This window comes from Lichenicola sp. GTC18331, assembly GCF_055386855.1.
This window is the reverse complement of sequence record NZ_AP045015.1, coordinates 1,041,677-1,067,509: the sequence shown is the minus strand read 5'-3', so window position 1 is coordinate 1,067,509 and position 25,833 is coordinate 1,041,677. Positions and strand designations below refer to the sequence as shown.

Sequence of the window (25,833 nt, the reverse complement as noted above, 5' to 3'; positions counted from 1 at the left end):
CGGCCCGGCACGGTGGTTCGGTGAACACCTCCGGTCAAGCGACTCCATCGAACAGGCTGCCCCGCGCGGCGAGAACGGTCCTGCTGTACGCGCTGCGCGCGCTGGTGGCGGTGCCGGTTCTGGCCGCGCTGTTTCTGCTGATTCTCTGGCTGCGCTTGTCCTGGGGGCCGGTCGAGATCGGCTGGCTCGCGCATCGTCTGGCGCCGGAGCGGGTCGCGGGCGAGCGCCTGAGCTTCGATCGCGCCTGGATCGCCCGGCCCGAGGGCGGCGGCATCGGTCTGGGCGCGAGTGCGATCACCCTGCGTCCCGCCGCCGGGCCGGCCGACCTCTCCGCGTCGCGTCTCGAAGTGTCTGTGCGTGCAGCCGCCCTGTTGGCGGGCGAGATGCAGGTCGAGACCGTGCTGGTGAAGGACGCCGCACTCGCGCTCGTGCGGGCGACGGACGGACGGATCGCGCTCGCCGGGGCGCCGCGCCCGGCCCGGCCGGAAGCGGGCGGAGGCGATCCGTTGCGTCCCGATCATCTGCGCGTCGTGTCGGTCGACGGGCTGACCGCGCGGCTGGACGATCGGGCCAGCGGCCATCGTTTCGGCGTAGCGATCGCGCAGGCGCATCTCTCGCCCTGGGGCGGCGCGCTGGCGAGCGGGTTCCTGCGCGCGACGGTGACGGTGGACGGACGCAGCATTCCCGTGCGCGGCGACGGCGTGCCGGATGGCAAGGCGCTGCGTTGGCATGCCGAGACCGGAGCGATCCGGCCGTCGGATTTCGCCCGGATCGTGCCGGCGCTGGCGGCGGTCGGCGTGCCGGTGACGCCAGTGCTGGATGTCGATTTCGCGCCCGGCGAGACGCGGCCGGCCACCGCGCACGTCGCCATCGGTCTGGGTGCGGGAACGCTGGCGGTGGGCGACGGCACGCTTCCAGTGGAAAGCGGTCGGGTAGAGTTGGAGCTGCATCGCACGGGTGCGAACGGCGTGGCGGCGAACCTGCGGAGCTGGCGCCTGGCGCTGTCGCCCCCGGAGGCAGAGGCGGGGACCGCGCCCGCCGACGCCCCGACGACGCCCGGTTCCGCGCCGTCCTCCGGCAGCGTTCCGATGCCGGGGACGAACGCTCAGAACTCCGGCACGCAGGAGGCCGCGTCAGCCGTGCCGGCGCGTTCGGTGGAGGCGGCGACGCCGAAGCCGGATCGTCCTGCAGAAGCCGGGCCCGGTCACGCGGGAGCGCCGCCGCCGGGCTCCGTGCCCGCTGCCGAAGCCACCGCCGAAGCCGTGACCGCGCCGGTGTTCAGCGGCAGTGGCACCGCCTCGGTGGACGATCTGTTCGCGCCGAAGCGCATTCGCGCCGCCCTGTCCGCGAACAGCGAGGCGGTGCCGTTCGCCGGGCTGGCGCGCTATTGGCCCGAAGGGATCGCCAAGGGCGCGCGGACCTGGATCACGGAGAACATCACCGCCGGCACCGCGACCGGGCTGCATGTCGAGAGCGTGCTGGCGGGCGACAAAGGCTGGTCCAGTCTGCACGAAATCAAACGCGATGGCGGATTCACGGCGCATGATCTGGAGATGTGGTGGCTGCGGCCGATGCCGCCGCTTCAGCACATGACGGCGCGGGCGACGTTCCAGGGCACGGATGCGCTGCTGGTGGAAAGCCCGTCCGCGACCCTGCCGGTCGATGCGGTCGGTCCCGAGGCGGAGCGCCTGCGCGGCAAGGCGGTTCTGCAGCCGCTTTCGGTATCGGACGGCAGCATGCGCATCACCGGCCTGAACGAGGCCAATCAGATCGGTACCGTGCATCTGGTTCTGGCCGGCGCCTTGCGCGGGCTGATGTGCGAGCTGGCCAATCCGCGTTTGTCCCTGCTGAGCGCGCATCCGGTGCCGTTCACCGAGCCGGGCGGCACGGTGCGCTCCGAGGTGACGGTGCAGGTGCCGCTCGACAGCAAGGTGGCGATCGAGCAGGTGGCGGTCTCGTCTCGCTCCCAGATGCGGGGGGCGCATCTGGGCGACGTGGCTGGTGGGCTGTCGCTGGACGATGCCGATCTGGTGGTGTCGGCGGACACGAACGGGTTGGTTCTGGACGGTCAGGGCGCGGTCGGGCCGATCGACAGCAAACTGCATTACGCGATGGATTTCCGTGCCGGGGGGCCGGATCAGCTGGTCGAGCAGGCGGAGGTGAAGGGCACGGTCGGAGCCGCTTCTCTGGCCGCGCTCGGCGTCGATCCGGGCGATTCGATCAGCGGTGACGGCGATCTGACCCTGCATTACGCGGCGCGTCGGGACGGGATTTCCCATATCGCCCTCGCACTCGACATGAGCGCCATGGGCATCGACCTGCCGGTCTGGAGCAAGCGCGCCGGGCAGAAGGGCAGCCTGGACGCCCAGATCACGCTGGACCATGGCCATCTGCGTTCGGTGGGGCCGATCCATGCGGAAGGGCCGGAGCTGTCCATCGAAGGCAGCGTCACCACCCCGCCGGACGGGCCGCGCGTGCTGCGCGTGCCGCATTTCGTGCTGGGACGCACACGTGGCGGCGGAGAGGTTTCGTTTCCGCGTCCGGGCACGCGGGGGACGTCGGAGCCGATCCGGGTCTCGGCACATGGCAGCGTGCTCGATCTGGCGGCGATCATCGACGCGTCGCCGGCCAAGAAGGCGGCCCCCGCGCCGAAGCCCGGACGCAAGGCCGCGCCGCCGCCCAGGCCGACGCCCTGGATGGCCGATCTGCGCTTCGGCCGCGTCTATGTCGGCAAGAAGACCGCGCTCGGCGGTGTGACGGCGCATCTCGAGAACGACGGCAACGCCCTGGTGCGCGCACGGGTGGACGCGACCGATCCGACCGCGATCGCGGTGCGTCTGGATGGCGGTGCCGGCGGCCGTGTGCTCGATGGCACGGCGGCGGACACGGGCCGGCTGCTGCGCGCGCTGGGTGTGACCGACGCGGTGGAGGGCGGCACGCTGCACCTCAGCGCGAAGCTGCCTTATCCGCCCGACCCGTCGCGCCAGACCGGCGGCCCCGTGGCCGGCCCGATGAGCGGGGTTGTGGAGATCGGCCGGTTCGTGCTGCCCGATGCGCCGTTCGCGGCCCGGCTGGTCCGCGACCTGTCGATCTATGGCTGGCTGCTGGCGCCGCGCACGCCGCAACTCACGGTGGACCGTCTGGTGGCGCCGTTCTCGCTCGACGGCGATGTGCTGACCCTGTCCGAAGCCCGCGCCCATGCTCCGGCCCTGGGCGTGACGATGCAGGGGATGGTGGATCTCGGGCGGCAGTTCCTGGATCTGCACGGCACGGTGGTGCCGGCCTGGGCGCTGAACCAGTTGCCGGGGCGTATTCCGCTTCTGGGCAGGCTTCTGGCGCCGGAGAAGGGGGGCGGGGTGGTCGCGGTGACGCTGGGCATCAAGGGGCCGTTCGCGGACCCGAAGATCAGCGTGAATCCCTTATCGGCCCTGGCGCCCGGTTTCCTGCGAAAACTGTTCTTCCGGTAGCGGAAACCGCACCCCGGGCGCAGCGGTTCTGTTGCGCATGCGGGCCGGCTTGCGGCGTCCGGACGGTGGGAGCCGTCCTGTCGCCGTGAGCCGGGCTCGTTTCCGGTTCGGGCACTCCGCCCGGGCCGAACGCGCAGGAGAAGCACCGAATGAGCCCCAGGATCCTGCGCACGCCGAGAATTTCCGAAGGCCTGCCGCATCCGCTCGGTGCGACCTGGGATGGGCTGGGCGTGAACTTCGCCCTGTTCTCCGCCAACGCGACAAAGGTCGAACTCTGCTTGTTCGACCCGACCGGCACGCAGGAGATCGCCCGGATCGAACTGCCCGAATACACCGACGAGGTCTGGCACGGTTATCTGCCGGATGCGCGTCCGGGCACGGTCTACGGCTATCGCGTCCATGGACCGTACGATCCGGATGCAGGACATCGGTTCAATCCGAACAAGCTGTTGCTCGACCCGTATGCGCTCGCGCATGTCGGCGAGCTCCGGCACGTGCCGGAAATCTTCGGCTACGAGATCGGCCATCCCGACGGCGACAAATCGTTCGACACGCGCGACAGCGCGCCGTTCGTGCCGAAATGCCGTGTGATCGACCCGGCCTTCACCTGGGGGAACGATCGGCGCCCGCGCGTGCCATGGGAAAAGACGATCTTCTACGAGACCCATGTGCGCGGCTACACCATCCGCCATCCGGATCTGCCGTTCGGGCAGGGAGGCACCTATAGCGGTCTCGCCGCCGAGGAGGTCGTCTCGCATCTGCGGGACCTCGGCGTGACGTCGGTGGAGCTGTTGCCGATCCACATGTTCGCCGACGAGGGCCATCTCGCGCAGTCGAACCTGACCAATTACTGGGGCTACAACACGCTTGGATTCTTCGCGCCTGACGGGCGCTACGCGTCGGGCAACGGGTCCTACGTGTCCGAATTCAAGGCGATGGTCGCACGCCTGCATCAGGCCGGGCTCGAGGTCATTCTCGACGTGGTCTACAACCATACCGCCGAAGGCAACGAGCAGGGACCGACGCTGTCGTTCAAGGGCATCGACAACGCGTCCTATTACAGGCTCATCCCTGGGCGCGAGCGCTACTACATCAACGACACCGGTACGGGAAACACGCTGAACCTCAGCCATCCGCGCGTGCTGCAGATGGTGACCGACAGTCTGCGCTACTGGGTCACGGAAATGCATGTGGACGGGTTCCGCTTCGATCTGGCCACCATTCTCGGGCGCGAGAGCTACGGTTTCGACGAGGGCGGCGGATTCCTCGACAGTTGCCGTCAGGACCCGATCCTCAGCGACGTGAAGTTGATCGCGGAACCCTGGGATTGCGGTCCGGGCGGATACCAGGTCGGCGGTTTTCCACCGGGCTGGGCGGAATGGAACGATCGTTATCGCGACACGCTGCGTTCGTTCTGGCGTTCGGAAGCGTCGGCGGCGGAGATGGCGCAGCGTCTGTGCGCGTCGGCCGACAAGTTCAACCGGCGCGGCCGCCGTCCGTGGTCGAGCGTGAACTTCGTGACCGCGCATGACGGTTTCACGCTGCACGACATCGTTTCCTACAACGACAAGCACAACGAGGCGAACGGCGAAGGCAATCGCGACGGCACCAGCAACAACTCCTCCTGGAATTGCGGTGCGGAAGGTGAGACGGACGACTCTGCCGTGCTGGCGCTGCGCGAGCGGCAGATGCGCAACATGATGGCGACGCTGATCATGAGCCAGGGCACGCCGATGATCCTGGCCGGCGACGAGTTCGCGCGGACGCAAGGCGGAAACAATAACGCCTATTGCCAGGACAACGATATTTCCTGGGTGGATTGGACAAGGCTGGACAAGTTCTCGTCGTTCTACCAGTTCACCAAACGCCTGATCCAGCTTCGAAACGAATATCCGATCCTGCGCCGTCAGCGCTTCATGACCGGCGATTACGACGAGGATCTCGGCATCCGTGACGTGACGTGGCTGAACCCGAACGGCGAGATGATGCGCCAGCAGGACTGGCACGATGGCAATCAGCGCTGCTTCGGCATGCTGATGGACGGTCGCGCCAAGACCAGCGGCATCCGGCGTCCGGGCACGGACGTCACCCTGTTGATGGTGCTGAACGGCAACCATGACGACGTGGAGTTTGTGATGCCACCCTGCTCAGGCGGCGCGCATTGGCATCTGATCCTCGACACCAACCGCCCGGCCATGACCTCGGGCCGCGCCTACACCATCGGCAGCGCCTGCGACATGGTCGGGCGTTCGCTGATGCTGTTCAAGCTGGAGGCCTGATTCAGGCTGAACCGTTCGACATTCTCCTTCCACCATGCAGAGGGAGGATGTCGGGGCGGAAAACCGGCCTGGTCCGTCCTATCGCAACACCCGCCAATGCGCCGGCACCCACACCCAGCCGACCCCGTCGAACTGCCATGAGGGCGGCACGAAGCGGGCGACGGGCGCGACCGGGCGGACATGATGTCCCGGCACCCAGACATAGGTTTCGCCGTTCCAGCTCCAGCTTCCCGGCTGCCAGATCCAGCCGGCCCGGGGGAGGGCGCGATGCTCGACCGGACGGTGGCGCGGGATCGGCGGCGGCGGTGCGCGACGCGGACCGTGGCGGAGCGGCGGCAGGGCTGGCGACTGAGACGGCGCCGGTACCGGAGCGGTGGCTGGTAGGGTAGGCAGCGCGACCGGTTTCGGTTCCGCGCCGCAGAGCGGAGCGCCGAACATGGTCGCCAGCGCGCAATCCGACAGCAGCATTGCGCGCGCATCGTGGCCGACGCCCGGTACCTCGTATTCGTACTGGTTCAGCCCGACCGGATGCCGCATCCGCAAGTAGTGGAAGAAGTTCAGGCCGCGCTGGAGATGGTTCGGCCCCTGCGCCTCTGCGGCGCAGCTCTTGTCCAGTGCCGACAAATCCGGGTTCGTGTCCGCGCCGCCCAGCAGATAGGTCACGTCCTGCTGAACGTAGTCGCGTTCCAGCGCGGCGGCCGTGGCGTTGCTCGCATAGGGCGGCAGGTCGTGCATGCCGTATTTCCAGTCGTCAAACCGGGGGCACTGCGCGACGGGCAAGGGCGCGAACCCGCCGCTGGAATCGGGCCGGTCGGCGGTGAAATAGCTGTAGGAGGACGGGTTCGCGACCAGGAAGCGCACTTGGATACCCTCCGCCGTCGCCGCGGGGGGCTCGTGTCCGAGCACGGCATAACGCTGCACGAGCTGGCCGCCGCCGGAATGGCCGGCGATCACGACCGTCCGCAGGTTCGGAAACATCGAACGGTCGGCCAGCAGGGAAACCAAAGCATCCAGCGCGGCAAAGGAGGTGATCGCCGACGGCGCTTCCGCCGCACCGCCCGCCATCCAGTCGCCGCCGTGCCAGCGCAGCGCGTCCACCGGCAGGTCGGCGTCGCCCGCATCCGCGAAGCGCGGCGTCAGCAGCAGCGTTCCCTTGCCGGCATCGCCCGCGCGTTGCAGCGCTTCATGCGCGATGGCGTCGTAGGTGCCGGCATTGCGGTCGCGGCCATGGATGGTGATCACCGCACGGGTGATGTCCGGCTGCGGCTGCGACAGGTCGCGCGACACCAGCACGGGCAGCGAGGCCGTGCCGTTTCCGTCCCGGATCGGCAGGGTCTCCTGCAGGGACGGAGCGTCCGTCGTCTGCGCCCGCGCCGGCATCCCGAACATTCCCGACAACAGCACCGACAGAACCAGCGAGACGAGCCGGGCGGTGTCGGACGGATTCGGGAAACGCATGAATCGACCTCGCGTGTCGGGCTGGGCGTGGTGGTTCGGCGAACAAGATGGCGGTTTTGCGCCCGTCTCCGTGTCGATGTGAATCGGTCTGCAACGCGGCTCGCTTGATTTGGCGGGAGCGCGGTGCCGTTCGGATCAACCGGATCGGTATGGAGGATTCCTGCTTGAGTTGAGGCCTGGCTTGAGGCTGCGTGTTGTGGGTCACGGAGTGGTCTGCCGGGGATCGGGCGCGACGGGCGTCCGGGCTGCGGCGGGCACGGCAGCCGGGATCGCCGTGGATGGTGGTGGTGCGGCGGCGACGGACGGGCTCCTCTTGGGAGCAGGGATTGTGGGCGGCGCGGTCGGCGCGGGTGTGGTCGCCGTTGTCTACGCGCTGACGCCGAGGCCGACCGCCTCCGACGATACGCCGCTCAGCCGGAAGATGGCGGCGCGTGGCGAGACGAGCCGCAAATGCGCTATCCACGTTCGCCTGCAACGCTCGCAGAATAAGGTGATAGCTGGCAGCGTCATCATCGACCAGCGGCCATTCTCCGGGCCATGGCAACAGCAAAACTCGCCAGCCGGGCAGGCTGGTGGACGGTTGTTTTGGACCGCTCCTCGGCCGGTTCCCGCGATTCCGTCCGGCCGGGCGATGGTCTAGAACCGCGGCATGTCGGATCTGATCAGCCTCCTGGCCGCCGCCGCCGCCGTGGCGTCCTTCGTGGTCTCTCTTCTGGTCCTGCGGATCGTTTCGCTGAACGGTGCCCGGGAGGATCGCGCGGCGGACGAGATCGCCGGGCTGGAACGGGCCGTATCCGACCGTCTGGGCGGCATCCGCCTTGGCATGGAGGAGCGTCTCGGCGTGCTCACCACCACCATCGCCCGTGAGCAGGGCGAGGCGCGTGTGGCGATGCAGGCCGGCATGCGCCAGCTCCAGGAACAAAGCGCCGCGCGCCTCGCCGCGATCCAGAATTCGGTGAACGAGCAGCTTCACGCCTCGGTCGAGCGGCAGATGAAGACCAGCTTCCAGCGCGTGCTGGAGCAGTTCGCCGCCGTGCAGAAGGCGATGGGCGAGGTCGCCTCCATGACCGCGCAGATCGGCGACCTGAAGCGCCTGTTCTCCAACGTGAAGACGCGCGGCGGCTGGGGCGAGAGCCAGCTCCGCGCGATCCTGGACGACGTGCTGCCGCCCGGCTCCTACGAGCACAACGTCAAGCTCGATCCGCGCTCCGCCGAGGTGGTGGAGTTCGCCGTGCGCATGCCGGTGCGCGGTGCCGCCCGTCCGCTTCTGGCGATCGACTCCAAATTCCCGACCGAGGCCTATGAGCGTCTGCTGGATGCGGTGGAGCGGGTCGATCCCGAGGCCGAGCGCGCCGCGCGCCGCACGCTGGAGACGGCCGTGCGACTGGAAGCGCGCAAGATCGCCTCGAAATACATCCTGCCGCCGACCACGGTGGAATTCGCCGTTCTGTATCTGCCCACCGACGGGCTCTACGCCGAGGTGGCCCGTCTGCCCGGTCTGGTGGACGAGATCGGCCGTACGTCGCGCGTTCTGGTGATGGGGCCGGGGCTGATCCCAGCACTGCTCCGCACCGTGCATCTCGGCTACGTCACCCTGGCGCTGGAAGAAAAGACCGAGGCGATCAGCACGCTGCTGGGCGCGACGCGCCAGGAGATGATCCGCATGGATCAGGTGCTGGAAAGGCTCGGGCGAAACGCGTCGACCATGAGCAACACGATCGAGGAGGCACGCCGGCGCACCCGCGTCGTGGCCCGCCGTCTGCGCGGCATCGAGATGCCGTCGGGCGCCGATCCGGAATTGGAGGGCGCGGAGCCGGCCGCCCCGGAGGAGGCCGATCCGGACGGTTTCAGGCTCGAATGACCGGCTCGGGTCGCGCCGCCATGAGGGAATGTGAACGCCGCATCGCACCCGATGGTCATTGGCTCCGGACGCCTGCCCGACCATGTTCCTTTCCATGAGCGCCACCATCCCGTCCGCCCAGAAACTCACCCGCATCCTCCTGGTCGAGGACGACGCTCCGATCGCCGCGGAGATCGTCGCCGAGCTTTCGGCGCGGGGCTACGAGGTGACGCATGCGGAAACCGGTCCGGCGGGTCTGGATCAGGCCATGGCCGGCGCGTTCGACGTGCTGGTGCTGGATCGTTTGCTGCCCGAGCTGGACGGTCTCGCCGTTCTGGCCCGTTTGCGCGCCGAGGCGGTCCGCACGCCGGTTCTGGTGCTGAGCGCCCTGTCCGCGGTGGATGATCGGGTCACTGGCCTGAAGGCCGGCGGCGACGACTACCTCACCAAGCCGTTCGCGATGGAGGAGCTGTGCGCGCGCATCGAGGCGCTGCTGCGACGTCCTTCCGACACGCGCGAGACCGAGCTGGTGGTCGGCCCGATCGAGCTCGACCTGATCGGCCGCGTCGCCCGGCGCGCCGGGCGTGGCCTCGAATTGCTGCCGCGCGAGTTCCGCCTGCTGGAATACATGGCGCGTCGTCCGAACCAGGTGCTGACCCGCGACATGCTGCTGGAAGACGTGTGGCACTACCGCTTCATTCCGCAGACCAATCTGGTGGACGTGCATATCGGCAAGCTGCGCCGCAAGCTCGACACGCCGGACGAGGTGCCGCTGATCCAGAGCATCCGCGGCGCGGGCTTCATGTTGCGCATTCCCGAATGAACCCTGCCCGCGGACCGGACGGCCGCGGCACCGTTACGGGGGCGCTGGCGGCCCTGTTCGGCACCGCCACTTTCCGCCTCACCATCGGTTCCACCGCCATCCTGCTGGCGGTGACGCTGTTGCAGTTCTCGCTGATCTACTGGCGCATCACCGCCTTCGAGGTGGACCGTGCCGACCGTCTGCTGGATCGCGAGGCGGCGCTGATGGCGGCGCAATCGCCGGCCGATCTGCTGGACCAGCTCCGGCTCTGGCAGACCAACGATCTGCGCCTGCTGATCACCGCCGCCGGCCTGTTCGATGCCGACCGGCGCCCACTCGGCGGCAATCTGGTCGAATGGCCGGAAAACCTGCCGGTGGACGGGGCGATTCGCGAGATCACCGTGCATCCGCTCGACCAGGGCCCACGCACCATCCGGGCCGAGGCGCTGCCGGTGCATGGCGGACGATTCCTGGTGATCGGCCGTGGCCTGCGCGACCTGCAGCAGTTGCGCGAGATCACGCTGGCGGCGATCGAAACGGCGCTGATCCCGGCGCTGCTGGTCTCGCTCGGCGCCGGCGCCTGGCTCGGACGGCGCAATCTGGCGCGGGTCGGCCGCATGCAGCGCGCCATCGATGCGATCATGGAAGGCGGCTTGCACGAGCGCCTTCCGGTCGGGCGCAGCGGTGACGAGATGGCGCGTCTGGCCTCCAGCGTGAACCGCATGCTGGAGCGGCTGGAGCACCTGCTGGACGAGATGCGCGGCGTCGGCGACGACATCGCGCACGACCTGCGCACGCCTCTGGCCCGTGTCCGCGCCGGGCTCGATCGCGCGCGTCTGCGCACGCGCGACCCGGACGCGCTTCTGGGTGCCGTGGATCGCGCCATCACCGATCTGGACCAGTGCTTCGGCATCATCACCGCGCTTCTGCGGCTCGGCGAGCTGGAGAACGACCGTCGGCGTGGCCATTTCGGCGCCGTTTCCCTGCGCGAACTGGTATCCGAGATTATCGAACTCTACGAGCCGCTGGCGGAAGAAGCAGGGCAGGCGCTGTTGGTCACGGCGATGGCCGATCTTCATGTGTCGGGCGACCGGGAGCTGTTGTTCGAGCTGGCCGCCAATCTGGTCGACAACGCGATCAAGTTCACGCCGCGTGGGGGGCAGGTCAGCCTCGCCGTGTTGCAGCGGCCGAACCGTCAGGCGGTGTTGCGCGTGTCCGATACCGGCATCGGCATTCCCATCGCCGAACGCGGCATGGTCATGCAGCGCTTCTTCCGCTCGGATAAGAGCCGGCATATCGGCGGCAGCGGCCTCGGCCTCAGTCTGGTCGCCGCGATCGCGCGTCTGCACGAAGCCACGGTGCAGATCGGCGGCGGACCGGGCGAGACCGGAACGGTGTTCGAGATCGGTTTTCCGGCGCCGCCGGAGCCGTGACGTTCCGTCACCTGGCCGCACGCGATCCGGCGCGGGTTCGCGGCGTTACGGGAGGCAATCCCACCCGGTTCGGGCCGGGCAGCGATCGGAGGGCTTCGCCATGATCGAACGGGCGCGTCTCGCCAGGCGGCTTCTCCAGGCCGCTGCCCTGTCCGCGCTGCTCGGCGGCTGCGTGTATCAGCCCGCCGGCTACGGCAGCTACGGCTACGCCGCTGACGGCGCCTATCCCGGCACCGGTTATTGGGGCGGTTGGGGGTGGGGGTCGAGCTGGACCTACGGGCTCGGCAGCTATGGCTGGAACGGCTACGGGCCGGGCCCCGGCTGGGGCGGCTGGGGCTGGGGTGGATACGGTCCGGGCTGGGGGAATTATGGCTGGGGCGGTTACGGCCTCGGCTGGGGCGGCGGTTGGGGCTATCGCGGCGGTTGGCGGGATGGCTGGCGCGGCGGATACGGCCGGTATGGCGGTTGGCGCGGCGGATACGGCGGGTGGCGAGGCGGCGGCTGGCCTGGCGGATCGGGTGGCTGGCGCGGCGGCGGCTTCCATGGCGGCGGTGTCCATGGGGGGTGGGGCGGCGGCCGCGGCCGCTGACCGGAAGCGCGGTTCCGGGCCGCCCACCCGCTTTCTCCTTAAAAAAGGTTTTCATTGAGGGGCCGCCGAGGCACCCGTAACCCCGCCGTGACGCAAACCACGCGGGACGGATGATGAGCGGACTTTCCCCCAAGGGCCACGCATGAACGCGGTGGTCCTCGTCGCCCTCAGGCGGCCGCTCTCCTTCGTGGTGCTCGCCATCCTGATCGTGCTGTTCGGCGCGATGAGCGTGTTCAGGACGCCCACCGACATCTTCCCGCCGATCCGCGTGCCGGTGGTGGCGGCTGTCTGGACCTATAACGGTCTCATGCCGGCCGACATGTCGGGACGCGTCACCTACTATTACGAGCGCGCCCTCACCGCGACGGTGAACAATATCGAGCATATCGAGAGCCAGTCGCTCTACGGCCGCGCCATCGTGAAGATCTTCTTCCAGCCCGGCACCGATGTCGCGGTGGCCCAGGCGCAGATCACCTCGATCTCGCAGACGGTCGTGAAGCAGATGCCTGCCGGCATCACCCCGCCGCAGGTGATGGCCTTCGACGCTTCCTCCGTGCCGGTGCTGGAACTCCAGGTCAGCGCGCCGACCATGACCGGCTCGCAGATCTACGACATGGCCTCCAACCTGATCCGTCCGGAGCTGGTCTCCGTGCCCGGAACGGCGATCCCGACCCCCTATGGCGGCACGCAGGGCAATGTCGAGGTCGATCTCAACCAGGCGGCGCTTCTCGCGCATAACCTGTCCGCCACCGATGTCGGCCACGCGCTCGCCAACCAGAACATCGTCCTGCCGGCCGGTGACCAGAAGATCGGTGCGATCGACTACATGGTGGCCACCAACGCGACGCCGATCGCGATCGACACCTTCAACAACCTGCCGATCAAGCAGGTCGGCAACACGGTGGTGTATCTGCGCGACGTCGCGCATGTGCATCGCGGCGGACCGCCGCAGCAGAACGTGGTTCTGGTGGGCGGCCACCAATCGGTGCTGATCGAGATCCTGAAGACCGGCGATGCCTCCACCCTGTCCGTGGTGTCGGGGGTGAAGGCGCTGATCCCGCAGATCGAACGCACGCTGCCGCCCGGCGTCACCATCACCCCGATCGGCGACGCGTCCGGCTTTGTGAAGGACAGCATCAAGGACGTGGTGCAGGAGATGGCCACCGCCGCCTGCCTCACCGGCCTCGTGGTGCTGCTGTTCCTGGGCTCGTGGCGCTCGACGCTGATCGTCGCCACCTCGATCCCGCTGGCGATCCTGTGCTCGATCCTGGCGCTGAGCTGGCTCGGCCAGACCATCAACGTCATGACCCTGGGCGGCCTGGCGCTTGCCGTCGGCATCCTGGTCGACGACGCCACGGTGATGATCGAGAACATCGACGCCCATCTGGAGATGGAGGAAGAGGAGCGCGGTCACAAGACTCTGGAAGAAGCGATCATCGACGCCGCGAACCAGATCGTGGTGCCGACCTTCGTCTCCACGCTCTGCATCTGCATCGTCTGGCTGCCGCTGTTCCAGCTGTCCGGCGTCGCCGGTTATCTGTTCATGCCGCTGGCCGAGGCGATCGTGTTCGCGATGATCGCGTCCTTCATCCTGTCGCGGACGCTGGTGCCGACCATGGCCAACTGGCTGCTGCCGGCGCAGGTGGCGCAGCACCGCGACCCCGAATACCACACCCGCAAGGCCGGTCCGTTCATCCGCTTCCAGCGCGGCTTCGAGCACCGTTTCACCCGCTTCCGCGACCGCTACCACGTGCTGCTGACCGGTCTGGTGGAGCGTCGCGGCCGGTTCTGCGCCTTCTTCCTGCTGGTCGCGCTGTGCTCCCTGCTGCTGATCCCGTTCGCCGGCGAGAACTTCTTTCCGGAGATCAATTCCGACGAGATCGACATGCACATGCGCGCGCCGCTCGGCACGCGTCTGGAGGATACGGGCAAGATCGCCACGCTGGTGGATCAGCGCATCCGCGCCATGCTGGCGCCGCACGTGACCAGCATCGTCAGCAATTGCGGCCAGCCGCTTTCGGGCATCAACCAGGCCTACAGCTCGACCGGCACCATCGGCACCCAGGATTGCGACATCTCGGTGATGCTCGACAGCCCGGATTCGCCGGTGGCGCATGATCGCCGCATCCTGCGCGCGGGGCTGCGCGACGATTTCCCCGGCACGGACTTCGCCTTCCTGGCCGGCGACATCACCGCCAAGATCCTCAATTTCGGCTTGCCGTCGCCGATCGACGTGCAGATCGTCGGCCGCAATCTCGATGACAACTACGCCTTCGCCACCCGGCTCCAGGCGCGCATGAAGCATGTGCCCGGCATCGCCGACGTGCGCATCCAGCAGGCGATGACGCAGCCCACGCTGCGGATCGACAGCCGCCGCGCCTTCGCGCTCGGCACGGGCCTCACCGAAAGCAACATCGCCAACAACGCGCTGGCGACGTTGAGCGGCAGCGGACAGACCGCACCGACCTACTGGCTCGATACGTCGACCGGCGTGTCGCATCTGGTGAACGTGCAGACGCCGCAGAGCCAGCTCACCACCATGAACGATCTGGAAACCATCCCGGTCGATGCCGGCGACGGGAATCCGACCAACAAGCCGGTGCAGATCGTCGGCGCGCTGTCGCATATCGTGCAGACGGGCACCCCCAGCGTGGTGTCGCACTACTCGATCCTGCCCGTGCTCGACGTCTATGCGAACGTGGAAGGCCGCGATCTGGGCGCGGTCAGCGACAAGGTCGGCACGATCGTCGACCGGATGCGGGACGACCTGCCGCGCGGCGCCACCATCCATATCCGCGGTCAGGCCGCCACCATGCACAACGCCTATGCGCAGTTGCTGGAAGGCCTCGTTCTGAGCGTGCTGCTCATCTACCTGGTGATCGTGGTGAACTTCCAGAGCTGGCTCGATCCGTTCATCATCATCACCGCTCTGCCCGGCGCCCTGGCCGGGATCGCCTGGAGCCTGTTTCTCACCCACACCGCCCTGTCGGTGCCGGCGCTGACCGGAGCGATCATGTGCATGGGCACGGCCACCGCGAACTCGATCCTGGTGGTGTCGTTCGCCCGCGAACGTCTCGAGGTGCATGGCAACGCGGTGCTGGCCGCGGTGGAAGCGGGCTACGGCCGCATCCGTCCGGTGCTGATGACGGCGCTCGCCATGATCATCGGCATGGTGCCGATGGCGCTCGCCAATTCGCAGAACGCCTCGCTCGGCCGCGCCGTGATCGGCGGTCTGCTGATCGCCACGCTGGCGACCCTGCTGTTCGTGCCCTGCGTGTTCGCGCTGCTGCACAGAAACCACCCCGTCCCCGAAGGAGTTGCCGCATGACCGCCCAGCATCGCGAACCGCCGGTGCAGGCGGCGCCCGGCCCGCGCCAGCCTCCCCGCAAGCGGATGGGCGGCGCCGTGCCGGCCGGCGTGGTGATCGTGGCCGTCGTGCTGGCCGCCTTCGGGATCTGGACCCGTTCGGATCATGTGGAAGCGCTGGCGCACGAGGCCGACGACGCGTCGATCCCGCGCGTGCAGGTGATCGAGCCGGGCCCGGGTCCGAAGCAGCGAAGCCTCGTCCTGCCGGGCAATCTGAACGCCTGGTATCAGGCGCCGATCTACGCCCAGGTCGCCGGTTACGTGAAGATGTGGTACAAGGATTTCGGCGCGCCTGTGAAGGCGGGCGATCTTCTGGCCGTGATCGACAGCCCCACGGTCGATGCGCAGCTCGCCCAGGCCAAGGCCAATCTCGAAGTCGCGCAGACGCAGTACAAGCTCGCCGACGTCACCGCCAAGCGCTACCAGGCCCTGTCCGGAACCCAGGCCGTGGCGCAGCAGGACGTGGACGTCCAGACCGCCGCCGCAGCCGCCCGCAAGGCGCAGGTGGATGCCGCCACGCACGAGGTGGCGCGCTGGGAAGCGCAGCACGCGTTCGAGCGCGTGGTGGCGCCGTTCGACGGCGTGGTCACGTCGCGCTCCACCGATGTCGGCGATTACGTCAACACGGGCGGCGGCGACGTGAACAGGCAGGGTTCGGCGTCCGAACTGTTCTCGGTCGCAGACATCCACGCCATCCGTTTGTTCGTGTCGGTGCCGCAGGATTATTCCGACGTGCTCAAGCCCGGCCTGACCGCGACCTTCACCCTGCCGCAGAATCCCGGCGAGACCTTCGACGCCACCTATCTGACCACGGCCAACGCGGTGAACACGCAGACCCGTACCGTGGTGGTCGAGTTCGTGGTGCAGAACCCGAACCACGAGCTCTGGCCCGGAACGTTCGCCTCGGTGAAACTGGTGGTGCCGGGTGATCCGCGCATCCTCACCGTGCCGGAACAGGCGCTGTTGTTCCGCTCGCAGGGCATGCAGGTGGCGCTGCTGGACGCGCAGAACCGCGTGCATCTGCAGAACGTCTCCCTGGGGCTCAATCTCGGCAACACGGTGCAGGTGCTGGCCGGGTTGAAGCCGGACGATCGCATCATTAACAACCCGTCGCTGGGCCTGCTCGAAGGCCAGCAGGTCAAGACGGTGACTGCGGTCCCCGGCTACAACAACGCGCCGGTGGTGCCGCGCGGCCAGCCCGCCCGTGCCGGCACGCAGACGGTGGAACCGGCGCCCGGCGGCGACGAACCTGATTCGGGCGTGAAGCGATGAGGCGATCGGCTCTGCGCAACGGCGCGTCGCGCGCGGCGGCCGCCGTCCTGCTTTGCGCGGTTTCCGCCTGCGATCTGGCACCGGACTACCAGCCGCCGCGTTACGTGCTGCCGGACAGCTACACCGGCACCGCGCCCTTCGCCGTGGCCCAGCCCGGCGAAGCGGAAACGCGCGCCGCCTGGTGGACCGGGTTCGGCGATCCGACGCTCGATCGCCTGGAAACGCTGGCCACCGCCAACAATCCCTCCTTGCAGGCGATCGCCGAGCAATACACTCAGGCGCGTGATCTGGCCGCCGAGGCGCGCGCCGACCTGTTTCCGCAGTTCAGCGCCGGCGCCACCACATCGGACAGCAAGCGTTCGGCCGGCCGGCCGTTCCCCGGAACCGGCAACGGCAGCAACATCGCGGCGCTGAACCAAATCCAGGCCTCCGCCTCCTGGGAGCCGGATTTCTGGAGCCGCATCCGCAATCAGACCCGCACGGAAAAGCGTCTCGCCCAGGCCAGCGCCGCCGACCTCGCCAGCGCCCGCCTCAGCCTGCAAAGCGAACTGGCGCAGGACTACATCGCCCTGCGCGGGGTCGAGACCGAGATGGCGGTGTATCGCCAGTCGATCCAGTTCTACGAAAACGCGGTGCACATCACGACCCTGCGTCTGCAGGGGCTGATCGCCTCCGGGCTGGACGTGGCCCGCGCGCAAAGCCAGCTTTCCGCGGCGCAGGCCTTGCTGACCGATGCCGAGGCCAATCGCGGCGTGCTGTTGCATGCGATCGCGGTGCTGGTGGGGGCCGACCCGATCACCTTCCAGCTTCCCACCGGCGGGGTGGACGATCTGCGCGTCGCCGCCGTGCCGGCGCAGGTGCCGTCGGCGCTGCTGCAACGCCGCCCGGACATCGCGGCGGCCGAACGCCGCATGGCTGCCGCCAACAGCGCCATCGGCATCTCGCGCGCCGCGTTCTATCCGAACATCACCATCAGCGCCCTGGGCGGCTTCCAGGATACGGGCTTCTCCCTCGCCAGCCTGCCCAACAGCCTCTGGAGCATCGGCGCCAGCGCGGTGCTGCCGTTGTTCGAGGGCGGCCTGCGTCGCGCCGAGCTGCAACGCGCCTGGTCGCAATACGCGCAGCAGCGCGACCAGTATCGCGCCACCATCCTGCAGGCCTTCCGCGAGGTGCAGGACGGTCTGGTGCAATCCACCCAGCTTTCCACGGAAACGCAGCAGCAGCAGAGCGCGGTGCAGGCTGCGGAAAAGGCGCAGGGCATCACGCTGCGTCTCTACACCGGCGGCCTCACCAACTATCTGGATGCACTGGTGGCGCAGGTCACGGCGCTTTCCGCCCGGATCGCCCTGGTGGAGGTGCAGACGCGTCAGCTCCAGGCGCGCGTCTCCCTGGCGGCGGCGCTCGGTGGCGGCTGGTCGACGAAATCCCTGCCGACCGAGGATGCGGTGCTGCCGTTCAACCCGATCGCCCCGCTTACCGGCCGTGACCGTGAACCGCGGCCCGATGGCACCGGCGAGCCTTCCGCACCCCGTCCCGGCGGCTGAGCCGGGGCGGCGCGTTCAGGGCCGTCCGGCGCGGGGAGGGGACGACACCCGGCTTGTGGGCTGCTGGTCCGTGCCTTTTGCGTCCCTGCCCGACGAGGCGTCACCCCGGACCCCGCCGTCCTTCGGGTGCGCCGGCTGACCATTGTTGTTGCGCCTGGCGGTGCGATCCGTTCAGATCGTTCCGTCGAAGGAATGGAGACGCCGTTGCGGCGGTCGGGCTGGCTGCGGAAAGGCATTCCGGTCCTCCTGCTCGCAAGCGTCCGTGGGAACGAGGCCGCCGCCGCGCCGATGCCGGCGCCGTTCGACACCAGCCTGTCCGCCGCGGCCGTTCCCGGCGCATCGGCCGACGAACAGCTCAAGGTCATGGGCCGACACATCGCCAGAGCCCCGCTGCCCTCCTACGGGGACGAGGTAAGGCCGTGGGATGCCGCGCGGGCGATCCGGGACCCGCGCACGGGCGCCAGCACCACCGTCTTCGGTAATGCCTACAATCTCGGCAGCATCATGGGCAGCGACGAACGGTCCAACGAAACCGGCGGCATCTTCCTGGCGCCGCGCCACCAGTAGAAAGTTGCGTCCCGACTCGGTGCGAGGGGCGATTTTCCTTGCAACCGCCGATCCAGGGCGCTAGATGCCGCCTCCCTCACTGGAACGCGGGAGAGCGGTCCGTCGGCACGACGCCGGCCGACAACTCGTGCGCACCGCGGTCCCGGCTTAGGTAAAGGAGCCCGGATATGGCCAAGAAGATCGTTGGCTACATCAAGTTGCAGATCCCTGCCGGCAAGGCGAACCCGTCCCCGCCGGTCGGCCCCGCGCTCGGTCAGCGCGGCCTGAACATCATGCAGTTCGTGAAGGAATTCAACGCGGCCACGCAGGGCATCGAGCCCGGCACGCCGACGCCGGTGGTCATCACCGCGTTCGCCGACCGCACCTTCACCTTCATCACCAAGACCCCGCCGAACACGCACTTCCTCCTGAAGGCGGCCAAGGTGTCCAAGGGCTCCACCACCGTGGGCAAGGGCGCGCCGGCCGGCAAGGTCACGACCTCGCAGCTGCGCGAGATCGCCGAGATCAAGATGAAGGACATGAACGCCAACGACATCGACGGCGCCGTCCGTATGCTCGCTGGCAGCGCCCGTTCGATGGGCCTCACCGTGGTGGAGGGCTGATCCCATGGCCAAGAACAAGCGTCTGACCGCGGCCGAAGCCACCGTCGAGCGTCACAAGGCCTACGGCCTGGACGAGGCGATCGCGCTGGTGAAGAGCAACGCCAACGCCAAGTTCGACGAGACCGTCGAGCTGTCGCTGGGCCTGGGCATCGATCCGCGTCACGCCGACCAGATGGTGCGCGGCCTGCTGAGCCTGCCGAACGGCACCGGCAAGACCCTGCGCGTGGGCGTGTTCGCCCGCGGCCCGAAGGCCGAGGAGGCTCTGGCCGCCGGTGCTGACGTGGTGGGCGCCGACGATCTGGCCGAGAAGGTCCAGGCCGGCGAGATCGCGTTCGACCGCTGCATCGCCACCCCGGACATGATGGCCCTGGTCGGTCGCCTGGGTAAGATCCTGGGTCCGCGCGGCCTGATGCCGAACCCGAAGCTCGGCACCGTGACCATGGACGTGAAGGGTGCGGTCAGCGCCGCCAAGTCCGGTCAGGTCGAGTTCCGCGCCGAGAAGGCCGGCATCATCCATGCCGGTATCGGCAAGGCGTCGTTCGAGCCCGGCAAGCTGGCCGAGAACATCCGCGCCCTGGTGGACGCGATCCAGAAGGCCAAGCCGACCGGCGCCAAGGGCACCTATCTGCAGCGCGCCGCGCTCAGCTCGACCATGGGCCCGGGCGTGAAGGTCGACGTTTCGACCCTCGCCGGCTGAGAATGCATCTCTCCCCGCATCCGGCTCCGGCCGGTGCGGGGCGGGATGAACAGGGGTGATCGCGGCCCGGTGCCGCATCGCTTCCGAACCTGTCCAAGACCGCACGCGGCGCAAGCCTCAATGAACCTTCGGGTGCGCGCGCGGGAGACGGGAGTTGCCATTCAACCGGAACTGTCTTGGTTCCGGGGACACTGGTGGTTCCGACTTTCTTGAGGACAGGCGAACCGGATCGTTCGTGTTTCGCGGGCGGTCCAGGGGCAACCCGGCCTGTAGGGCATCCAGCCCTGCCGGCCACGACGGAGACGGGATTTGGACCGTACGGAGAAGCACGCGTTCGTCGCCCAGCTTGCCGCCGTTTTCGCAGACACGTCCATGGTCGTCGTCACCCGCAATGACGGGATGACGGTGGCTCAGGTGACGGTGCTGCGTCAGCGGATGCGCGCTGCCGGTGCGACGTTCAAGGTGGCGAAGAACCGGCTGGCCACCCTCGCCCTGGATGGGACCCGGTTCGACGGCATCGCGCCGCTGCTGAAGGGACCGACCGCGCTTGCGTGGGCGGCCGACCCTGTTGCGGTGGCCAAGGTGGCCGTCGAGTTCGCCAAGACCAACGACAAGCTCGTCATCCTCGGTGGCGCCCTCGGCACCCAGACGCTCAATGCGGATGGTGTGAAGGCGCTTGCCGAGCTGCCGTCGCTGGACGTTCTGCGTGCGCAGCTGGTGGGGCTCATCGCCACCCCGGCCACGCGCATTGCGGGCGTTCTGCAGGCGCCGGCCGGACAGCTTGCGCGGGTCTTCGGGGCCTACGCCAAGAAGGACGAGGCGACGGCCGAGGCTGCCTGAGGCAGCCAGCCGATCGCGGGGGACGGTCGTTCCTCGCGACGCATCGAAAATTGATCGTGGGTCCGGGAACCGGGCTTGCGTGGAACCACACAGTCTTTATATCAGGAAGATCAAACCATGGCCGATCTGACCAAGCTTGTTGACGAGCTGTCCGCCCTCACCGTTCTCGAGGCTGCCGAGCTGTCGAAGCTCCTCGAAGAGAAGTGGGGCGTTTCCGCTGCCGCTCCGGTGGCCGTCGCCGCCGCGCCGGCCGGTGGTGGCGCCGCTGCCGCCCCTGCCGAAGAGCAGACCGAGTTCACCGTTGTTCTCGCCAAGGCTGGCGACAAGAAGATCAACGTGATCAAGGAAATCCGCACCATCACCGGCCTGGGCCTGAAGGAAGCCAAGGACCTGGTCGAGGGCGCGCCGAAGACCGTCAAGGAAGGCGTCAACAAGGACGACGCCCAGAAGATGAAGAAGGTTCTGGAAGAGCAGGGCGCCACTGTCGAGATTAAGTGAGCATCCTATCAATCGGCCGGTAACACGGCCGTCTTGATCCGACCGAAGGGCGGGAATCAGCGATGGTTCCCGCCCTCTTGGCCGTAGTTCGGCCAATGAGGCGCCACGACGAGCGGGGTTTCCCGTGCGTCCGGCGCCTTGCGGCAGTAGAAGGGTCCGTCTCGACGGGTCCAATCGCGTCGGTCCGGGCCGGTGCGATGAACGGTTTAATCCGGTCGAGGGTTCGGCCGGGCGGCTGGTCGCCACGAATGTGGCATGTCTCCAGCGCCCGCGCAGCATCCGGGATCGGCAGGCGACGGGGCAGGTATACACGATGAACGCGATGACCAAATCGTTCACGGGACGCAAGCGCATCCGCAAGAGCTTCGGGCGCATCCCCGAAGTGGCTCCGATGCCCAACCTGATCGACGTGCAGCGCGCTTCCTACGAGGCGTTCCTGCAGATGAACGTCCAGCCGGACAGCCGCACCGCGTCCGGTCTGCAGGAAGTGTTCCGGTCGGTGTTCCCGATCAACGATTTCGCCGGTCGCGGCCGCCTCGAGTTCGTGAACTACGAGCTGGAAGAGCCGAAATACGACGTCGAGGAGTGCATCCAGCGCGGCATGACCTTCGCCGCCCCGCTGAAGGTCGTCCTGCGTCTGATCGTCTGGGACGTGGACGAGGATACCGGCTCGCGCTCCATCCGCGACATCAAGGAGCAGCCCGTCTACATGGGCGACATGCCCCTGATGACGGATAACGGCACCTTCATCATCAACGGCACCGAGCGCGTCATCGTGTCGCAGATGCACCGCTCCCCGGGTGTGTTCTTCGACCACGACAAGGGCAAGACCCATTCCTCGGGCAAGTTCCTGTTCGCCGCACGCGTGATCCCGTATCGCGGCTCCTGGCTCGATTTCGAGTTCGACAGCAAGGACATGGTCTATGTCCGCATCGACCGGAAGCGGAAGCTGCCGGTGACGACGCTGCTCTACGCGCTGGAAGGCGAGGCCTCCGCCGCTGCCCGCGCCGCCAAGGCGGCCGAGGGCGGCGACGTCGAGGCGATGGACATTCGCGGCATGGATGCCGACGAGATCCTGGCCAATTTCTACGGCCAAGTGGTGTTCGCGCAGACCGAGAAGGGCTGGGCCCGTCCGTTCGATCCCGACGCGTTCCGCGGCATGAAGCTGCTGGAGCCGCTGGTGGACGCCGATACCGGCGAGATCGTCGCCAAGGCCGACGACAAGCTGACCGCCCGCGCCACCCGCAAGATCGCCGAGACCACCAAGGAAGTGCTGGTCGGCCGCGCCGATCTGCTGGGCCGTTTCCTGGCCTATGATCTGGTGAACGAGCACACCGGCGAGATCTATGGCGAGGCCGGCGAAGAGCTGACCGAGGCCCGTCTGGTGGCCCTGGAAGAGCTGGGCGTCACCTCGCTGCCGACCCTGGCGATCGACACCGCCAACGGCCCGTGGATCCGCAACACCCTGGCGGTGGACAAGAACACCTCGCGCGAGGACGCGCTGGTGGACATCTACCGCGTGATGCGTCCCGGCGAGCCGCCGACCCCGGACACCGCCGAAGCGCTGTTCCGCGGCCTGTTCTTCGATCCGGACCGCTACGACCTGTCCGCCGTCGGCCGCGTGAAGATGAACATGCGTCTGGGCGTGGATGCCGAGGACACGGTGCGCGTGCTGCGCAAGGAGGACATCCTCCGCACCGTCCGCATCCTGTGCGAGCTGAAGGACGGCCGCGGCACGATCGACGACATCGACAACCTGGGCAACCGTCGCGTCCGCTCCGTCGGCGAGCTGATGGAGAACCAGTATCGCGTCGGCCTGCTGCGCATGGAGCGCGCGATCCGCGAGCGCATGGGCTCGGTCGACATCGACACGGTGATGCCGCACGACCTGATCAACGCGAAGCCGGCGGCCGCCGCCGTGCGCGAGTTCTTCGGTTCGTCGCAGCTGTCGCAGTTCATGGACCAGACCAATCCGCTTTCCGAAGTGACGCATAAGCGCCGCCTTTCGGCGCTTGGCCCGGGCGGTCTGACCCGCGAGCGCGCCGGCTTCGAGGTGCGCGACGTCCATCCGACCCATTACGGCCGCATCTGCCCGATCGAGACGCCGGAAGGCCCGAACATCGGTCTGATCAACTCGCTCGCCACCTACGCCAAGGTGAACAAGTACGGCTTCATTGAGACGCCGTACCGTCTGGTGAAGGACGGTGCGCTTCAGGACGGCTGGAAGTACCTCTCCGCGATGGAAGAGGAGAAGCTGATCGTCGCCCAGGCCGACGCCGCCCAGGACAAGGACGGCAACCTGACCGACGAGCTGGTCTCCGTGCGCCGTGGCGGCGATTTCCGTCTGGTGAAGCCGGACGAGGTGACCGCCTGCGACGTTTCGCCGAAGCAGCTCGTCTCCGTGGCCGCGGCGCTGATCCCGTTCCTGGAGAACGACGACGCCAACCGCGCGCTGATGGGCTCGAACATGCAGCGCCAGGCGGTGCCGCTGATCCGTTCGGACGCGCCGCTGGTGGGCACGGGCATGGAAGCCGCCGTGGCGCGTGACTCCGGCGCGACCATCGTCGCCCGCCGTCCGGGCGTGGTGGACCAGATCGACGGTGCGCGCATCGTGGTGCGCACGACCGACGATGCCGGCGCCACCCAGGGCGTCGATATCTACCGCCTGCGCAAGTACATGCGCTCCAACCAGTCCACCTGCATCAACCAGCGTCCGCTGGTGCGCGTGGGCGATCGCGTCATGGCCGGCGACATCATCGCCGACGGCCCGTCCACCGAGCTGGGCGAGCTGGCGCTGGGCCGGAACGTGCTGGTCGCGTTCATGCCCTGGAACGGCTACAACTTCGAGGACTCGATCCTCATCTCCGAGCGCATCGCCCGCGACGACGTCTTCACCTCGATCCATATCGAGGAGTTCGAGGTCATGGCGCGCGACACCAAGCTCGGCCAGGAAGAGATCACGCGCGACATCCCGAATGTCGGCGAGGAAGCCCTGCGTAACCTCGACGAGGCGGGCATCGTGTATGTCGGCGCCGAGGTGAACCCGGGCGACATCCTGGTCGGCAAGGTGACGCCGAAGGGCGAAAGCCCGATGACGCCGGAAGAGAAGCTGCTGCGCGCCATCTTCGGCGAAAAGGCATCCGACGTTCGCGACACCTCGCTGAAGCTGCCGCCCGGCACTACCGGCACCATCGTCGACGTGCGCGTCTTCTCCCGTCGCGGCGTCGACAAGGACGAGCGCGCGATGGCGATCGAGCGTTCGGAGATCGAGCGTCTGGCCAAGGACCGCGACGACGAGCGTCTGATCCAGGAGCGTTCGTTCTATGCGCGTCTGCGCGAGCGTCTGCTGGGCCAGAAGGCCGGCGCGGGCTTCAAGGGCATCAAGTCCGGCACGGACCTGACCGAGGAAGTGCTCGCCGAGCATCCGCGCGGCACGTGGCGCAACATCACCGTCTCGTCCGATCAGGCGATGGCGGAGATCGAGACGCTGAAGCGCGAGTTCGACGCTGCCGTGGGCCGCATCCAGGCGCGCTTCGACAGCAAGGTCGAGAAGCTGCAGCGCGGCGACGAGCTGCCGCCCGGTGTGATGAAGATGGTCAAGGTGTTCGTGGCGGTGAAGCGCAAGCTGCAGCCGGGCGACAAGATGGCCGGCCGTCACGGCAACAAGGGCGTCGTGTCCCGCGTCACCCCGCTGGAGGACATGCCGTTCCTCGACGACGGTACCCCGGTCGATCTGGTGCTGAACCCGCTGGGCGTGCCGTCGCGCATGAATGTCGGTCAGATTCTCGAAACCCATCTGGGCTGGGCCTGCGCCAATATCGGCAAGGGTATCGGCGAACTGGTGGACGAGTATCAGCGCACGGGTGCCGCCAAGCAGGAGCTGCTGGACGAGCTGAAGACGGTGTATGGCGACGAGGTCTATCGCGACGACATCGCCACCCTGCCGAACGAGCAGCTGGTCGAGCTGGCCAACAACCTGCGCAAGGGCGTGCCGATCGCGACCCCGGTGTTCGACGGTGCCCGCATCCCGGACATCGAGGCGATGCTGTCGCGTGCCGGTCTGGACACGTCCGGCCAGTCGCGTCTGACGGATGGTCGCACCGGCGAGCCGTTCGAGCGCAAGGTGACGGTGGGCTATGTCTACATGCTTAAGCTGCACCATCTCGTGGACGACAAGATCCACGCGCGGTCGATCGGTCCGTACTCGCTGGTCACGCAGCAGCCGCTGGGCGGCAAGGCGCAGTTCGGTGGCCAGCGCTTCGGCGAGATGGAGGTCTGGGCGCTGGAAGCATACGGCGCCGCCTACACGCTGCAGGAAATGCTGACGGTGAAGTCGGACGACGTGTCCGGCCGCACCAAGGTCTACGAGGCGATCGTGCGCGAGCAGGACGATTTCGAGGCTGGCATTCCGGAAAGCTTCAACGTTCTGGTGAAGGAGCTGAAATCGCTCGGCCTGAACGTGGATCTGGAAACGGGCGGTAATTGAGGGCGAAGCCAGGGCTCTGCCATGGACCCGCTCAAGGCGAAGCCTTGAGAATCCGATTGTTTAGATCTGGATTCCAAAGGCGAGCCTTTGGCG

General features: G+C 67.9%; 16 protein-coding genes. 15 read left to right on the top strand and 1 reads right to left on the bottom strand.

The window, feature by feature from the left end; genetic code table 11:
• The first annotated feature begins 20 nt into the window (after positions 1 to 20).
• A complete protein-coding gene (locus tag ACZ5BM_RS04930) occupies positions 21 to 3,467 on the top strand; it encodes a hypothetical protein (RefSeq protein ID WP_498910265.1) in 3,447 nt (1,148 codons plus the stop codon).
• A 149-nt stretch (positions 3,468 to 3,616) separates the two neighbouring features.
• Positions 3,617 to 5,746 carry a glycogen debranching protein gene (glgX, locus tag ACZ5BM_RS04925; protein ID WP_498910264.1) on the top strand — a complete coding sequence of 710 codons (2,130 nt, stop codon included), beginning with the start codon at positions 3,617 to 3,619 and terminating at the stop codon, positions 5,744 to 5,746.
• A gap of 78 nt (positions 5,747 to 5,824) precedes the next feature.
• Here the strand turns inward: glgX and ACZ5BM_RS04920 are convergent, their stop codons facing one another.
• Entirely contained in the window at positions 5,825 to 7,204 is a 1,380-nt protein-coding gene (locus ACZ5BM_RS04920; RefSeq protein WP_498910263.1) for a YXWGXW repeat-containing protein, read from the bottom strand.
• Positions 7,205 to 7,853: 649 nt separating this feature from the next.
• On the opposite strand from ACZ5BM_RS04920, the gene ACZ5BM_RS04915 reads away from it, so the two are divergent.
• The 13 genes from ACZ5BM_RS04915 (at position 7,854) to rpoB (ending at position 25,740) form a co-directional block, all read left to right on the top strand.
• Positions 7,854 to 9,065: a DNA recombination protein RmuC gene (locus ACZ5BM_RS04915; RefSeq protein ID WP_498910262.1), complete on the top strand. Its 1,212-nt coding sequence runs from the start codon at positions 7,854 to 7,856 to the stop codon at positions 9,063 to 9,065.
• 94 nt (positions 9,066 to 9,159) lie between these two features.
• Positions 9,160 to 9,867, top strand: a complete 708-nt coding sequence (locus tag ACZ5BM_RS04910; protein ID WP_498910261.1) for a response regulator transcription factor — start codon at positions 9,160 to 9,162, stop codon at positions 9,865 to 9,867.
• Positions 9,864 to 11,279 (top strand): sensor histidine kinase, encoded by a 1,416-nt coding sequence (locus ACZ5BM_RS04905; RefSeq protein WP_498910260.1) that lies wholly within the window; start codon positions 9,864 to 9,866, stop codon positions 11,277 to 11,279. The genes ACZ5BM_RS04910 and ACZ5BM_RS04905 overlap by 4 nt, the downstream gene beginning before the upstream one ends.
• Positions 11,280 to 11,379: 100 nt before the next feature.
• A complete protein-coding gene (locus ACZ5BM_RS04900) occupies positions 11,380 to 11,868 on the top strand; it encodes a hypothetical protein (protein ID WP_498910259.1) in 489 nt (162 codons plus the stop codon).
• 142 nt (positions 11,869 to 12,010) lie between these two features.
• Complete coding sequence (locus ACZ5BM_RS04895) at positions 12,011 to 15,196, top strand: efflux RND transporter permease subunit (RefSeq protein ID WP_498910258.1); 3,186 nt, start codon at positions 12,011 to 12,013, stop codon at positions 15,194 to 15,196.
• Positions 15,193 to 16,506, top strand: a complete 1,314-nt coding sequence (locus tag ACZ5BM_RS04890) for an efflux RND transporter periplasmic adaptor subunit (protein WP_498910257.1) — start codon at positions 15,193 to 15,195, stop codon at positions 16,504 to 16,506. Before ACZ5BM_RS04895 ends, ACZ5BM_RS04890 begins: the two co-directional genes overlap by 4 nt.
• Complete coding sequence (locus ACZ5BM_RS04885) at positions 16,503 to 18,050, top strand: outer membrane factor lipoprotein domain-containing protein (protein ID WP_498910256.1); 1,548 nt, start codon at positions 16,503 to 16,505, stop codon at positions 18,048 to 18,050. The genes ACZ5BM_RS04890 and ACZ5BM_RS04885 overlap by 4 nt, the downstream gene beginning before the upstream one ends.
• A gap of 126 nt (positions 18,051 to 18,176) precedes the next feature.
• Complete coding sequence (locus ACZ5BM_RS04880) at positions 18,177 to 18,617, top strand: hypothetical protein (protein ID WP_498910255.1); 441 nt, start codon at positions 18,177 to 18,179, stop codon at positions 18,615 to 18,617.
• Positions 18,618 to 18,784: 167 nt separating this feature from the next.
• Complete coding sequence (gene rplK / locus ACZ5BM_RS04875) at positions 18,785 to 19,219, top strand: 50S ribosomal protein L11 (RefSeq protein WP_498910254.1); 435 nt, start codon at positions 18,785 to 18,787, stop codon at positions 19,217 to 19,219.
• A 4-nt stretch (positions 19,220 to 19,223) separates the two neighbouring features.
• The gene (gene rplA, locus ACZ5BM_RS04870) at positions 19,224 to 19,916 is read left to right on the top strand and encodes a 50S ribosomal protein L1 (protein WP_498910253.1); all 693 of its coding nucleotides are present in this window, start codon (positions 19,224 to 19,226) and stop codon (positions 19,914 to 19,916) included.
• A gap of 309 nt (positions 19,917 to 20,225) precedes the next feature.
• Positions 20,226 to 20,756 (top strand): 50S ribosomal protein L10, encoded by a 531-nt coding sequence (rplJ, locus tag ACZ5BM_RS04865; protein WP_498910252.1) that lies wholly within the window; start codon positions 20,226 to 20,228, stop codon positions 20,754 to 20,756.
• A 117-nt stretch (positions 20,757 to 20,873) separates the two neighbouring features.
• The gene (rplL, locus tag ACZ5BM_RS04860; protein ID WP_422862404.1) at positions 20,874 to 21,254 is read left to right on the top strand and encodes a 50S ribosomal protein L7/L12; all 381 of its coding nucleotides are present in this window, start codon (positions 20,874 to 20,876) and stop codon (positions 21,252 to 21,254) included.
• Between the two features lie 313 nt (positions 21,255 to 21,567).
• Positions 21,568 to 25,740 (top strand): DNA-directed RNA polymerase subunit beta, encoded by a 4,173-nt coding sequence (rpoB, locus tag ACZ5BM_RS04855; protein WP_498910251.1) that lies wholly within the window; start codon positions 21,568 to 21,570, stop codon positions 25,738 to 25,740.
• Positions 25,741 to 25,833: the final 93 nt, after the last annotated feature.